Consider the following 13,087-nt stretch of genomic DNA (forward strand, 5'->3'; position numbering starts at 1 on the left):
CCACGTAAATTGAAATGTTATTCACAGGGAAAAGAAGATGAGTGATATAGCATTGACGGTCAGCGTTCTGGCGTTGGTGGCGGTTGTCGGGTTGTGGATCGGCAATATCAAGGTGCGGGGTGTCGGTTTTGGCATTGGCGGCGTACTGTTCGGCGGGATTATCGTCGGCCACTTTGTCGATCAGGCCGGGATGACGCTGAGCAGTGACATGCTGCACTTTATCCAGGAATTCGGCCTGATACTCTTCGTTTACACCATTGGTATCCAGGTGGGGCCGGGGTTCTTTGCCTCTCTGCGCGTCTCAGGGTTGCGCCTTAATCTCTTTGCCATCCTGATTGTCATTATCGGTGGGCTGGTTACCGCCATTCTGCATAAAATCTTCGCTATCCCGCTACCGGTGGTGCTGGGGATTTTCTCCGGCACGGTCACCAATACGCCAGCGCTGGGGGCAGGGCAGCAAATTCTGCGCGATCTGGGAACGCCAATGGAAGCGGTGGATCAGATGGGGATGAGCTATGCGATGGCCTATCCTTTCGGGATTTGCGGTATTTTGCTCACCATGTGGCTGATGCGGATGATTTTTCGCGTCAACATGGAGGCGGAGGCGAAGCAGCATGAAGACACGCTTAGCAATGGACACTCGTTAATCCAGACCATGAATATCCGTGTTGAGAACCCGAATCTCAACAATATGGCGATCCAGGATGTGCCTATCCTGAACAGCGATAAAATCATCTGTTCGCGTCTGAAACGCGACGAGACGCTGATGGTGCCTTCACCGGGAACGATCATCCAGTCGGGCGACTTGCTGCATCTGGTGGGACAGCCCGCCGATCTGCATAACGCGCAGCTGGTCATTGGTCAGGAGGTGGACACCTCGCTCTCAACGCGAGGGACGGATTTGCGCGTTGAACGCGTCGTGGTCACTAACGAAAAGGTGCTCGGAAAACGCATTCGCGACCTCCATTTTAAAGAGCGCTATGACGTGGTGATCTCCCGTCTGAACCGTGCGGGCGTAGAGCTGGTGGCCAGTAGCGACGCCAGCCTGCAATTCGGTGACATCCTCAATCTGGTTGGCCGTCCCTCTTCAATTGATGCGGTGGCTAATGTTGTGGGTAACGCCCAGCAAAAGCTGCAACAGGTGCAGATGTTACCGGTGTTTATCGGTATTGGTCTGGGCGTGCTGTTGGGGTCGATTCCGTTGTTTGTCCCTGGATTCCCGGTAGCGTTAAAGCTGGGACTGGCGGGCGGGCCGCTGATCATGGCGCTGATTCTGGGACGTATCGGCAGCATTGGCAAGCTGTACTGGTTTATGCCGCCAAGCGCCAACCTGGCGCTGCGTGAGCTGGGGATCGTGCTGTTTCTCGCGGTGGTCGGGCTGAAATCTGGCGGTGACTTTATTGATACGTTGACTCAGGGTAATGGTCTGAGCTGGATTGGTTACGGCATCTTTATTACTGCCATTCCGCTGATTACCGTCGGTCTTCTGGCACGTATCTTTGCCAAAATGAACTACCTGACGCTATGCGGGATGCTGGCGGGGTCAATGACCGATCCGCCTGCACTGGCGTTCGCTAACAACCTGCATGCCACCAGCGGCGCGGCGGCGCTCTCCTACGCCACCGTTTATCCACTGGTAATGTTCTTGCGGATTATCACCCCACAACTGCTGGCGGTGCTTTTCTGGGGGTTAGGCTAGGTCAGGTTTGCATCCGGGTGGACGCGCCGTAAATGGTAGTCCACCTGGTATTCGCTGGCATTTCTGAACATGACCGAATAATTCAAAAACTCCCCGCTGTCGCTATAAGAAAGTGATGTGATCCGCAGTAGCGGCGTTTGCTCGGGGACGTTCATTTGCGCGGAGAGCTGTTTATCGGCCAGTACGGGCGTCAGGCTTTCATAGTTGCCACTGATGGTGATGCCGCACTCTTTCTCAATATAATCAAATTTCGACCCTTCCAGGTGGATCAGCGAGAGGTTACGGAACAGCCTGACGGGCATATAGCTGTCCTCCAGCATCAGCGGTTTGCCATCCACATAGCGCACGCGGCGGGAAAAGTAGATACGTTCGTTGATCTGAATCCGCAACTGGCTGGCAATGGCGGGGGGCGCAGGCATCACTTCAAATACCAGCACTTGGCTGGTGACCTCTTTTCCCTGACGCCGCAGCACTTCCGCCAGTCCGGTCAGGTTGGTGGTTTCATGATGAACGTCTTTACGCGCCACGTATGTGCCGCTCCCGTGCCGCCGCACCACCAGTCCCCATCCCACCAGCATATCGACGGCTTTGCGGATGGTCATTCGTGACACAGTAAACTCTTCCGCCAGCTTTTTTTCACCAGGCAACGGGCTACCGATGTTGTAATCAGATGAGTTGAGCCGGATTCTTAGTCGTTCCGCTATCGATTTGTAGATCACTACCAGACCTCTTTTTCCCTTTAATTTCCGCGCTACGAACCTTTTGATGTCTAACTTTTATGTAAAAAGTAGACATCATTGACTGAATTAAAACCATGAATGCGATCACGAATCGAAGCGGCGCGTCATGTTCTCAGAATCGCAACTACCTATTCTCGTATCAGGCCAGCAATCACTACAAAAAAGGCCTCTCCCTACTGGTTGTTATATGAGGATGTAAAAATGCTCAGTCAAATACAACGCTTTGGCGGCGCTATGTTTACCCCGGTACTGCTGTTCCCGTTCGCCGGTATTGTCGTGGGTATCGCCATCATGCTGCGCAACCCGCTTTTTGTTGGCGAAGCGCTGACCGATCCCAACAGTTTATTCGCGCAAATCGTTCATATTATTGAAGAGGGCGGCTGGACGGTTTTCCGTAATATGCCGCTGATTTTTGCCGTCGGCTTGCCGATTGGCCTGGCTAAACAGGCGCAAGGCCGAGCTTGTCTGGCGGTGCTGGTCAGCTTCCTGACATGGAACTATTTCATTAATGCCATGGGCATGACCTGGGGGCATTTCTTCGGCGTGGACTTCAGCGTAGACCCGACGGCAGGCAGCGGTCTGACGATGATGGCCGGAATAAAAACGCTCGATACCAGCATTATCGGCGCCATTATGATTTCGGGCATCGTCACCGCGCTGCACAACCGCTATTTCGATAAGCCGTTGCCCGTGTTCCTCGGTATTTTTCAGGGCACGTCGTTTGTGGTGATTATCGCGTTCCTGGTGATGATTCCCTGCGCCTGGCTGACGCTGCTCGGCTGGCCAAAAGTGCAGATGGGCATTGAATCCCTACAGGCTTTCCTGCGTTCAGCGGGCGCGCTGGGCGTGTGGGTCTACACCTTCCTCGAACGTATTCTGATCCCGACAGGGCTGCACCACTTCGTCTATGGCCCCTTCATTTTTGGCCCGGCGGCGGTAGAAGGTGGCATTCAGGTTTACTGGGCGCAACATATGCAGGCGTTCAGCCAGAGCACGGAATCGCTGAAGACGTTATTCCCGGAAGGCGGTTTTGCCCTACACGGTAACTCAAAAATCTTTGGCTCCGTCGGGATTGCGCTGGCGCTCTATTACACCGCATCGCCAGAAAACCGGGTGAAGGTCGCCGGTTTGCTGATCCCCGCCACGTTAACCGCTGTACTGGTGGGCATTACGGAACCGCTGGAATTCACTTTCCTGTTTATCTCTCCGCTGCTGTTTGCCGTACACGCGGTGCTGGCGGCCTCAATGGCGACGGTGATGTATATCTGCGGCGTGAGGAAATATGGGCGGCGGACTGCTGGATCAGTTCTTACCGCAAAACTGGATCCCGATGTTCCACAACCATGCCGGAATGATGTTTACCCAGATAGGCATCGGGCTGGCATTCACCGCCCTCTATTTTGTGGTTTTCCGCACCCTGATCCTGCGCTTCAACCTGAAAACGCCGGGTCGTGAAGAGAGTGAAGTCAGACTCTACAGCAAAGCGGATTACAAGGCCGCGCGTGGACAGACAACGGCGCCCGCGCCGGACGCAAAACTTGGGCAGGCAGCCGGGTTCCTTCAGGCGCTGGGCGGTGCGGGCAATATCGAAAGCATTAATAACTGCGCCACGCGCTTACGTATCGCGCTCCACGATATGGCGCAGACCCAGAGTGATGACGTCTTTAAAGCGCTGGGCGCGCACGGCGTGGTTCGCCGTGGCAATGGCATCCAGGTGATTGTCGGCCTGCATGTGCCCCAGGTGCGTGACCAGCTTGAAACGCTAATGAAATCCCCCTTATCGACCGAACAAATCCCCATGACGGAGGCAGTATCATGAAAAAATTCTCAGTGGTTATCGCAGGCGGCGGCAGCACATTTACGCCGGGCATCGTATTGATGTTGCTGGCAAACCAGGACCGTTTTCCGCTTCGCGCGCTGAAATTCTATGACAACGACGGCGCTCGCCAGGAAGTGATTGCCGAAGCGTGCAAAATCATCCTTAAAGAGCAGGCGCCGGAGATTGAGTTTAGTTACACCACCGATCCCGAAGCAGCGTTTACCGATGTTGATTTCGTGATGGCGCATATCCGCGTGGGCAAATACCCTATGCGGGAAAAAGACGAAAAAATCCCGCTGCGCCACGGCGTATTAGGCCAGGAAACCTGTGGCCCGGGCGGGATTGCGTATGGGATGCGTTCTATTGGCGGCGTGCTGGAGCTGGTGGATTACATGGAGAAATACTCCCCAAACGCGTGGATGCTGAACTACTCCAACCCGGCGGCGATAGTGGCCGAGGCGACGCGCCGTCTGCGCCCGAACGCCAAAATCCTCAATATCTGTGATATGCCGATCGGCATTGAAGGGCGGATGGCGCAGATTGTCGGCCTGCAAGATCGTAAGCAAATGCGCGTGCGTTATTACGGGCTGAACCACTTTGGCTGGTGGACGTCGATTGAGGACTTGCAGGGTAACGACCTGATGCCGAAACTGCGGGAATACGTCGCGAAACACGGTTATGTTCCGCCATCTAACGATCCGCATACTGAAGCGAGCTGGAATGATACGTTCGCCAAAGCGAAGGATGTGCAGGCGCTGGACCCGGACACCATGCCGAATACCTATCTGAAATACTATCTGTTCCCGGACTATGTGGTGCAGCACTCGAACCCGGCGCGCACGCGTGCTAATGAGGTGATGGATCACCGTGAAAAACAGGTATTTGGCTCCTGCCGCGCGATTATTGAAGCAGGCCACTCCTCCGCTGGCGAGCTGGAAATTGATGAACACGCGTCTTATATCGTCGATCTGGCAACGGCAATCGCCTTTAATACGCAGGAACGGATGCTGCTGATTGTGCCAAACAACGGGGCGATTCATAACTTTGATGATGAAGCGATGGTGGAGATCCCTTGCCTGGTGGGGCATAACTGGCCGGAACCTCTGACGGTTGGCGATATTCCGCAGTTCCAGAAAGGGCTGATGAGCCAGCAGGTGGCCGTCGAGAAACTGGTGGTCGATGCCTGGGAGCATCGCTCCTATCAGCGTCTGTGGCAGGCGATTACGCTCTCCAAAACCGTGCCGAGCGCGTCTGTCGCCAAAGCGATTCTTGATGATCTGATTGAAGCCAACAAAGAATACTGGCCTGAACTGCACTAATCTTGTTGACCGGCATCCAGCGGGTGCCGGTCAGGATGTTTCAACACCGCCGACGGCGCGTAGCCAAATTTATGCTTAAATGCTTTGCTGAAATGAAATGAGTCAAAGAAGTTGAGCATATCCGCTACCTGACCCACCGAATTCCCTTCCTGTTTTAACAGCGATAATGCCAGTTCCAGTCGGGCGTCCAGATAATATTCTTTCGGTGTTTTCCCGGTATAGCGTAAAAACAGACGACGCAGCCAGGCTTCGCTACAGGGGATCGTGGCCGCCATATCCGCCACGCTCCAGCGGCGTTGCAGGCTGGCATGTAACGCTGCAATTAACTTTTCAACCTGTATGCGTTGTGGGTCTTTTTTCCCGTTTGAGTCAATAAGACAAATCCACTGATAAATAATTTTCGTGAGAAACGCGACGGCGAGATTATTTTTAATCGGTTCCGGGCTGGTAATTAATTGTGAAACTTCGGCCAGTTCCTGATTATAAACGTCACCGTTATAAATAACGCTTTGTTGTCGGATAGGAATATCCATAATACTGGTTGGGGTAAACTCCATCCAGTATTGCTCCCACAATAAACCTTCGCAATGGTAAGACTGTATATCAGTGGGTTTTAAAAAGATAATGCAGTTGCCGTTTAATGTAATTTGCTCGCCGTCTTTCAGCAGGATTTTCCCGCACCCCTGTACGGTATAGACCGCGACCCACGAATTGGCAATTAGCGGCTTTTTCTTATCTCGCGGCCATATAACACGGTAATTTTCGTCAGCGTAGGTATGCCACAGCGAGATCAATGAAATTCCGCTGGAGATCACATTTTCATTAATCAGCAGGGGAATATTGTACGTAGTTTCGTTTTTTACATGCGAACTTAGCAAGTTTCCATTCATTTTATTTTCTCGCCGGAGAATGATGCCCACAACCTGAACATAACAGAAAGTGAATGCTTCAGGGAGGCGATGTTTGTAATTAAGAAATCTGACTGCCTGACCCGGCACGCTTTACCTCGTGTTGACCCTACCGCTGCCGGGACATAATGAAAAACAAGGGCTATGAGATGAATACGCTACAAATTTTGAGCTTTGTTGGTTTTACGCTACTGGTGGCGGTTATCACCTGGTGGAAGTTACGAAAAGCGGATACCGGTTCGCAGCAGGGATATTTTCTGGCGGGACGTTCGTTAAAAGCGCCGGTTATTGCCGCCTCGCTGATGTTAACTAACCTCTCAACGGAACAACTGGTGGGATTAACCGGCCAGGCTTACCGCAGCGGTATGTCGGTAATGGCATGGGAAGTCATCTCCGCAATTCCGCTTATTTTTCTGGCGCTGATCTTTCTGCCACGCTATCTGCAACGCGGCATTGCAACGATCCCGGATTTTATTGAAGAGCGCTATGACAAAACTACCCGCATCATTATTGATTGCTGTTTTTTGATTGCGACGGGAATCTGTTTTTTACCCATCATTCTGTATTCCGGCGCGCTTGCCTTTAACAGCATGTTTCATGTCACTGAAACCTTTGGTATTTCACAACATACGGCGATCTGGCTGATGGCTGTCGTGCTGGGGATTAGCGGCATCCTGTATGCTGTCGTCGGCGGGATGCGGGCGATTGCCATTGCCGATGTGATTAACGGTATCGGCCTGGTGATTGGCGGCCTGATGGTGCCGCTGTTTGGTCTGATGGCGATGGGGAAAGGCAGTCTGAGCGAAGGTATTACGCGTTTAACCCAGGATCACAGCCAGATGCTGAACTCGATTGGCGGCAGCAACGACCCGGTGCCGATTGGCGCGGCGTTGACCGGGCTTATCCTGGTCAATACGTTCTACTGGTGCACCAACCAGGGGATCGTTCAGCGTACGCTGGCATCAAAAAGTTTATCGGAAGGGCAAAAAGGGGCGCTGCTTACGGCGGTGTTGAAGATGCTGGACCCGCTGATTCTGGTGCTGCCGGGCGTTATCGCTTTTCATCTCTTTCAGGATCTACCAAAAGCAGACATGGCCTACCCGGCGCTGGTGAACAAAGTGATGCCGCTGCCGCTGATTGGCTTTTTTAGCGCGGTGCTGTTTGGCGCGATTATCAGCGCATTCTGCGGTTTTTTGAACAGTGCTTCGACCCTGTTTAGCCTCGGTATCTATCGCCGACTGATTAATGAACAGGCCAGCCCCGATAAACTGGTCACTGTTGGTCGTCGCTTTGGCTTTATTGTGGCCGTGATCTCCGTGCTGGTGGCGCCGTGGATCGCCTATGCGCCGCAAGGGCTCTACAGTTGGATGAAACAGCTCAACGGGATTTATAACGTGCCGTTGGTGACCATTGTTATTATGGGCTTCTTCTTTCCACGTATTCCGGCGCTGGCTGCGAAGGTCGCAATGGGACTCGGTATTGTCAGTTACATCACCATCAACTACCTGGTGAAATTTGATTTTCATTTCCTCTATGTGCTGGCCTGCACCTTCTGTATCAACGTCGTGGTGATGCTGCTCATTGGCGTGATTAAGCCGCGTGCAACGCCGTTTAAATTTCATGATGCGTTTGCGGTCGACATGAAACCGTGGAAAAACGTGAAGATCGCCGCCGTTGGCGTCCTGTTCGCGATGATTGGCGTCTATTCTGGTCTGGCGCAGTTCGGTGGCTATCAGACCCGGTGGCTGACCATTCTCAGCTACGCCATCACCGCTGCGGTGGTTGTTTACCTGATTTACAGCTCATGGCAGACGCGCCATTCCGCGCCTGTGGTTTATGTTTCTGACGCTAAGGATAAAGCATGACCCGTCCGAATTTTCTGTTCATTATGACCGATACACAGGCGACCAATATGGTGGGCTGCTATAGCGGTAAGCCGCTGAACACGCAGCATATTGACAGCCTGGCCGCTGAAGGGATTCGCTTTAACTCCGCGTATACCTGCTCGCCGGTGTGTACGCCAGCCCGCGCGGGGCTTTTTACCGGTATTTATGCCAATCAGTCCGGCCCGTGGACGAACAACGTCGCGCCAGGGAAGAACATCTCCACGATGGGGCGTTATTTTAAGGATGCAGGCTATCACACCTGCTATATCGGCAAATGGCACCTCGACGGGCACGATTACTTTGGCACCGGCGAGTGCCCGCCTGAGTGGGATGCCGACTACTGGTATGACGGCGCGAACTACCTTTCTGAACTGACGGAGAATGAAATCAGCCTGTGGCGTAACGGACTGAACAGTATTGAGGATTTGCAGACCAATAATATTGATGAGACCTTTACCTGGGCGTATCGCATCAGCAACCGGGCGGTTGATTTTCTCCATCAGCCAGCGAGAGATGACGAACCGTTCCTGATGGTGGTCTCTTATGATGAGCCGCATCATCCGTTTACCTGTCCGGTTGAGTATCTGGAGAAGTATCAGGATTTTTATTATGACCTGGGCGCGAAGGCGCAGGATTCGCTGAGTAATAAACCTGAGCACCATCGGCTATGGGCGCAGGCGATGCCGTCCCCGGTGGGCGATGATGGCTGTTATCATCATCCGCTCTACTTTGCCTGCAATGACTTTGTTGACGATCAGATTGGGCGGGTGATCAATGCGTTAACCCCGGAACAACGTGAGAATACCTGGGTGATTTATACCTCCGATCACGGTGAAATGATGGGGGCGCACAAACTCATCAGCAAAGGGGCGGCAATGTATGATGACATTACCCGCATCCCGCTGATTATGCGCCCGCCGCAGGGAGCGCCGCTGCAGATCGATACGCCGGTCAGCCATATTGACCTGCTGCCTACGATGATGGCGCTGGCGGGGATTGATAAGCCCGATATTCTTCCGGGTGAAAACATCCTGGCCGTTGAAGAGCCGCGCGGGGTGATGGTGGAGTTCAACCGCTATGAGATCGAGCATGACAGCTTTGGCGGCTTTATTCCGGTGCGCTGCTGGGTGACGGATAACTGGAAGCTGGTGCTGAACCTGTTTACCAGCGATGAGCTGTACGACAGGTGTAATGACCCGGATGAACTGCATAATCTGATTGCTGCGCCGGAATTTGCCGGTGTTCGTAGTCAGATGCACGACGCGCTGCTGGATTACATGGATAAAATCCGCGACCCGTTCCGTACGTATCAGTGGAGCCTGCGTCCGTGGTGTAAAGATGCCCGGCCGCGCTGGATGGGGGCATTCCGCCCACGCCCGCAAGACGGTTATTCTCCGGTGGTACGTGATTACGATACCGGTTTGCCCACGCAAGGCGTGAAAGTAGAAGAGAAAAAACAGAAGTTTTGATGCGTTATGCCCGGTGGCGCTACAAAAGCGCAATACCGTAGGCCGGATAAGGCGTTTACGCCGCCATCCGGCAATAATTTAAAGGAGCCGTCATGAAGATTTCCCGCCTCGGAGAAGCGCCGGATTACCGCTTCTCGCTGGCAAATGAGCGTACCTTTCTGGCGTGGATTCGCACCGCGCTGGGGTTTCTGGCGGCGGGCGTCGGGCTTGACCAACTCGCGCCGGACTTCGCCACGCCGGTGATTCGCGAACTGCTGGCGCTGCTGCTGTGTCTCTTTGCGGGCGGCCTGGCGATTTATGGCTATCTGCGCTGGCTACGCAACGAAAAAGCGATGCGTCTGAAAGAAGACCTGCCGTACACCCATAGCCTGATGATAATCAGCCTGATGCTGATGATTGTTGCGGTGATTGTCATGGCGCTGGTGCTGTATGCCGGATAGCCGCAAAGCCCGCCGTCAGGTTGATCCCGGTCTACAGCCGGAGCGCACGTCGCTGGCCTGGTTTCGTACCCTGTTAGGTTATGGCGCATTGATGGCGCTGGCGCTGAAACATAACTGGCATCAGGCGGGGTTTTTGTTCTGGGTCTCTATTGGCGTGCTGGCGATTGTCGCGCTCATCCTCTGGCGCTATACCCGCAGCCGTAACCTGATGGATGTGGCACACAGTGATTTTTCCGAATCTCGCGCCGTGCGTGACAAATTTTTGATCTCTCTCGCGGTGTTGTCCCTCGCAATACTGTTTGCTGTAACGCATATTCGTCAACTTATCGTCTTTATTAGGGATGTTGCATGACAGGATGTCAGGTCATGGCTAAACCGGCCAGCTCACGTTGTAATCTTGATTGCCATTACTGTTTTTATATCGATAAACCCTCTCAACCCGTTATGGATAACGCGACCTTAGAGGCTTTTATTTGCCAGCATATTGCCGCGCAGCCGGTTGATGATGTGCTGTTTGCCTGGCAGGGCGGAGAGCCGACGCTGTGTGGACTCGATTTTTTTCACCGCGTGGTCGCGTTGCAAAAACGCTATGGAGAGGGGAAATGCATCCAGAATACCTTCCAGACTAACGGCATTTTACTCAGTGACGAGTGGTGCCGATTCTTACGCGATAATGGCTGGCTGGTCGGTATCTCACTGGATGGCCCCGCCGATTTACATGATGCTTATCGCGTTAGCCGTAGTGGAAAACCAACGCATCATAAGGTGGTGGAAGCGATAGCAAGGCTGGTTGCCCATCGCGTGGACTTCAACCTGCTGGTGGTGGTGAATCGGCTGAACAGCCAGCAGCCTGCGCGTATGTATCGCTATCTTCGCCAGCTTGGCACGCCTTTTCTTCAGTTCATTCCGTTGGTTGAACGTGACGATCGCGGCAAACTGACCGCTGATTCCGTGACGTCGGAAGACTGGGGGCATTTTCTCAATGATGTGTTTGATCTCTGGGTTCGGGAAGATATTGGGCGCGTTTTTGTACAACTGTTTGATTCGATGCTGGGCGTGTGGAGTGGGCATCCGGCACAAATGTGCGCGCTTAGCGAAACCTGCGGTCACGCGTTCGCCCTGGAAGCAAACGGCGATCTCTATCAGTGCGATCACTATGTCTACCCGGCGTTCCGGCTGGGTAATATCCATCAAACGCCACTACATATGCTGAATGCCAGCCCGCAGGCGAGTGAATTTGGACAGCAGAAAAAATCAACGCTGGGGGCGGATTGCCTGGACTGCGCCTTATTGCGATTCTGCAACGGTGATTGTCCAAAGCATCGGGATTTAAGCGGGAAAAGCGTGCTGTGCGGCGGGTATAAAGCATTTATTAACTACACGTCGCCGCATATGCGCGTCATGCGGGATCTGATTAAACAGCATCGCTCACCGATGGAGCTGATGGCGATGCTGCGTTAAGGTCAGTGACGTTTAGCGCCCTTTCGCCAGGTACTGCGCCATCTCTTCTTCCGGCACCATACCGCCGCCGGTCGCCCACACCAGATGCGTGGCGTGATTAAGCTGCTCAGCGCTGAAGGCGTGCATCTGCTGGTAATCCGTCGAACGGCAAACACGCTGCGGCCCGGCCATTCCCGCCAGTGCGGACGGCTCCAGGCGAATGCCTTCTTCCTGCGCCAGCCAACCCAGCATGTCGTACATCGTCCGATCGTCGAGGGTGTACAGCCCGTCCAGCAGACGTTCCATTGCCCGCCCTACAAACCCGGATGCGCGCCCCACCGCCAGGCCGTCTGCCGCCGTCAGGTTATCGATGCCAATCTCCTGGACGGAAATGGCATCATGCAGGCCGGTATACACGCCCAGTAACATGCACGGAGAGTGGGTTGGTTCGGCGAAGAAGCAGTGGACGTTGTCGCCAAATGCCAGTTTCAGACCAAAAGCCACGCCGCCAGGACCGCCGCCAACGCCGCACGGCAGGTAGACAAACAGCGGATGGTCGGCATCCACCACGCGCCCCTGCTGCGCAAACTGAGCCTTCAGGCGTTGCCCGGCCACCGCATAGCCCAAAAACAGCGTGCGGGAGTTTTCATCGTCAATGAAGAAACAGTTTGGATCGGACTGTGCCGCTTTGCGTCCTTGCTCAACCGCTACGCCGTAATCCTCTTCGTATTCCACTACCGTTACGCCGTGGCTGCGCAGTTTGGCTTTCTTCCAGGCGCGGGCGTCGGCGGACATATGCACCGTCACCTTAAAGCCGATACAGGCGCTCATAATGCCAATCGACAGCCCCAGATTACCGGTTGAACCCACGGCAATGCTGTACTGGCTGAAGAACTGCCTGAACTCCGGTGAAAGCATTACGCTGTAGTCATCTTCGGTCGTCAGCAGACCCGCCTCCAGCGCCAGTTTTTCCGCGTGGGCCAGCACTTCATAAATCCCGCCACGGGCTTTTATCGAACCGGAAATCGGTAAGTGACTGTCTTTTTTCAGCAGAAGCTCGCCGCTGATTTTCTGTCCGTACTCTTTTTCCAGCCGCTGCTGCATTGCGGGGATGATCGCCAGTTCAGATTCAATAATCCCGCCGGTTGCGGCGGTTTCCGGGAAGGCTTTTGCCAGATACGGCGCGAAACGGGCCAGGCGGGCATGCGCATCCTGTACATCCTGCGCTGTCAGACCAACATAGGGTAAACCTTCCGCAAGAGAGGTGGTGCCTGGGTTAAACCAGGTCGTTTCTTTGAGGGCGATCAGATCCTCTACCAGAGGATACTGAGCGATGAGTGAAGTCATTTTAGCGTTTTCCATAATAC

The 13,087-nt window shown here is 53.9% G+C and carries 10 protein-coding genes and 1 pseudogene; 8 read left to right on the forward strand and 3 right to left on the reverse strand.

The features are described 5' to 3' along the window. Window positions 1-37: 37 nt before the first annotated feature. Entirely contained in the window at window positions 38-1,699 is a 1,662-nt protein-coding gene (locus OGV67_RS00295) for a putative transporter (protein ID WP_286464832.1), read from the forward strand. Here the strand turns inward: OGV67_RS00295 and OGV67_RS00300 are convergent. Then, window positions 1,696-2,418, reverse strand: coding sequence for a GntR family transcriptional regulator (locus OGV67_RS00300; protein ID WP_286464834.1), 723 nt, complete (start codon window positions 2,416-2,418; stop codon window positions 1,696-1,698). The genes OGV67_RS00295 and OGV67_RS00300 overlap by 4 nt on opposite strands. A 222-nt stretch (window positions 2,419-2,640) precedes the next feature. On the opposite strand from OGV67_RS00300, the pseudogene OGV67_RS00305 reads away from it, so the two are divergent. Together OGV67_RS00305 and OGV67_RS00310 are read left to right on the forward strand one after the other, a co-directional pair. After that, window positions 2,641-4,258, forward strand: a pseudogene (locus tag OGV67_RS00305) (alpha-glucoside-specific PTS transporter subunit IIBC). Next, window positions 4,255-5,577, forward strand: coding sequence for a 6-phospho-alpha-glucosidase (locus OGV67_RS00310; protein ID WP_286464835.1), 1,323 nt, complete (start codon window positions 4,255-4,257; stop codon window positions 5,575-5,577). The pseudogene OGV67_RS00305 and the gene OGV67_RS00310 overlap by 4 nt, the downstream one beginning before the upstream one ends. Here OGV67_RS00310 and OGV67_RS00315 read toward each other — a convergent pair. After that, on the reverse strand, window positions 5,574-6,467 hold the full coding sequence (locus OGV67_RS00315) for a helix-turn-helix transcriptional regulator (RefSeq protein WP_115614289.1): 894 nt from the start codon (window positions 6,465-6,467) through the stop codon (window positions 5,574-5,576). The two genes, OGV67_RS00310 and OGV67_RS00315, sit on opposite strands and share 4 nt — an antisense overlap. 167 nt (window positions 6,468-6,634) lie before the next feature. On the opposite strand from OGV67_RS00315, the gene OGV67_RS00320 reads away from it, so the two are divergent. The 5 genes from OGV67_RS00320 to OGV67_RS00340 all read left to right on the forward strand — a co-directional run bounded on the left by OGV67_RS00320 (window position 6,635) and on the right by OGV67_RS00340 (window position 11,741). Beyond that, window positions 6,635-8,350: a solute:sodium symporter family transporter gene (locus tag OGV67_RS00320; RefSeq protein WP_024130074.1), complete on the forward strand. Its 1,716-nt coding sequence runs from the start codon at window positions 6,635-6,637 to the stop codon at window positions 8,348-8,350. Continuing rightward, window positions 8,347-9,840, forward strand: a complete 1,494-nt coding sequence (locus tag OGV67_RS00325; protein WP_115614290.1) for a sulfatase-like hydrolase/transferase — start codon at window positions 8,347-8,349, stop codon at window positions 9,838-9,840. Before OGV67_RS00320 ends, OGV67_RS00325 begins: the two co-directional genes overlap by 4 nt. 92 nt (window positions 9,841-9,932) lie before the next feature. Further along, window positions 9,933-10,280: a YidH family protein gene (locus OGV67_RS00330; protein WP_012000784.1), complete on the forward strand. Its 348-nt coding sequence runs from the start codon at window positions 9,933-9,935 to the stop codon at window positions 10,278-10,280. Next, window positions 10,270-10,632 (forward strand): DUF202 domain-containing protein, encoded by a 363-nt coding sequence (locus OGV67_RS00335; RefSeq protein ID WP_012000783.1) that lies wholly within the window; start codon window positions 10,270-10,272, stop codon window positions 10,630-10,632. The genes OGV67_RS00330 and OGV67_RS00335 overlap by 11 nt, the downstream gene beginning before the upstream one ends. Beyond that, on the forward strand, window positions 10,629-11,741 hold the full coding sequence (locus tag OGV67_RS00340; protein ID WP_181899679.1) for an anaerobic sulfatase maturase: 1,113 nt from the start codon (window positions 10,629-10,631) through the stop codon (window positions 11,739-11,741). The genes OGV67_RS00335 and OGV67_RS00340 overlap by 4 nt, the downstream gene beginning before the upstream one ends. 12 nt (window positions 11,742-11,753) lie before the next feature. Here OGV67_RS00340 and dsdA read toward each other — a convergent pair whose 3' ends face one another. Then, window positions 11,754-13,082, reverse strand: a complete 1,329-nt coding sequence (gene dsdA / locus OGV67_RS00345) for a D-serine ammonia-lyase (protein ID WP_115608682.1) — start codon at window positions 13,080-13,082, stop codon at window positions 11,754-11,756. Window positions 13,083-13,087 lie beyond the last annotated feature (5 nt).

Source organism: Citrobacter sp. CK188 (assembly GCF_030333525.1).
GTDB lineage: Bacteria > Pseudomonadota > Gammaproteobacteria > Enterobacterales > Enterobacteriaceae > Citrobacter_B > Citrobacter_B koseri.

Bases quoted from the DNA above. Each gene is read 5' to 3' on its own strand.
- OGV67_RS00330 (WP_012000784.1), top strand. From the start codon at position 9,933: ATGAAGATTTCCCGCCTCGGAGAAGCGCCGGATTACCGCTTCTCGCTG.
- OGV67_RS00320 (WP_024130074.1), top strand. From the start codon at position 6,635: ATGAATACGCTACAAATTTTGAGCTTTGTTGGTTTTACGCTACTGGTG.
- OGV67_RS00340 (WP_181899679.1), top strand. From the start codon at position 10,629: ATGACAGGATGTCAGGTCATGGCTAAACCGGCCAGCTCACGTTGTAAT.
- OGV67_RS00315 (WP_115614289.1), bottom strand. From the start codon at position 6,467: ATGAATGGAAACTTGCTAAGTTCGCATGTAAAAAACGAAACTACGTAC.
- OGV67_RS00335 (WP_012000783.1), top strand. From the start codon at position 10,270: ATGCCGGATAGCCGCAAAGCCCGCCGTCAGGTTGATCCCGGTCTACAG.
- OGV67_RS00295 (WP_286464832.1), top strand. From the start codon at position 38: ATGAGTGATATAGCATTGACGGTCAGCGTTCTGGCGTTGGTGGCGGTT.
- OGV67_RS00310 (WP_286464835.1), top strand. From the start codon at position 4,255: ATGAAAAAATTCTCAGTGGTTATCGCAGGCGGCGGCAGCACATTTACG.
- OGV67_RS00325 (WP_115614290.1), top strand. From the start codon at position 8,347: ATGACCCGTCCGAATTTTCTGTTCATTATGACCGATACACAGGCGACC.
- dsdA (WP_115608682.1), bottom strand. From the start codon at position 13,082: ATGGAAAACGCTAAAATGACTTCACTCATCGCTCAGTATCCTCTGGTA.